The 648-nt window shown below is 74.5% G+C and carries 1 protein-coding gene; it reads right to left on the reverse strand.

Annotated features, from left to right (window positions below):
* On the reverse strand, positions 1–648 hold a 648-nt coding region (locus tag TN53_RS41655), incomplete at both ends, for an FAD-binding oxidoreductase (RefSeq protein ID WP_046264101.1).

The raw sequence follows: 648 nt of genomic DNA on the forward strand, positions 1-648 counted from the left end.
GTCGCGGTGGCCACGTCGGTGACGGCGGAGGCCGTGGCGGTGTAGGAGGTGACGACGCCGAAGTTGCCGCCGCCACCGCCGCGTATCGCCCAGAACAGATCGCTGTGCCGGTTCGGTGCGGCGGTCACCATCCGGCCGTCGGCCAGGACGACGGTCGCGGAGGTCAGGGCGTCGCAGGCCACGCCGAGCGGGCGGGTCAGGAAGCCGAGGCCGCCGCCCTGGACGAAGCCGCCGGCCGCGACGGTGGGGCCGGCGCCGCCGACCACGGCGAGCCCCGCGGGGGCCAGCGCGTTCAGCATGTCGACGTTCTGGGCGCCGGGCCCGAACGTCGCCGTGGCGCCGGTGAGGCTGATGGAGTTCAGCCGGGACACGTCGACGACCAGGCCGGTGGTGGTGGAGTAGCCGCCCAGGCTGTGGCCGCCGCTGCGGATGGCGACGGGCAGGTCGTTGTCCTGCACGAAGGTCAGGCACAGGGCGACGTCGGCCGCGTTCGCGCAGTACGCGACGGCCTGCGGGTCGATGGTGTCGAACTGCTGGAGTTCGAGCACTTTGGCGGTGGCGTAGGAGGCTTCGCCGGGCAGCACGAGGGTGCCCGACAGGCGGCCGCGGAGCTGCTCCCAGGGAGCGGCCGCGCGGGCTGGGGAGGGG

The organism is Streptomyces sp. WM6386, from assembly GCF_000972385.1.
GTDB lineage: Bacteria > Actinomycetota > Actinomycetes > Streptomycetales > Streptomycetaceae > Streptomyces.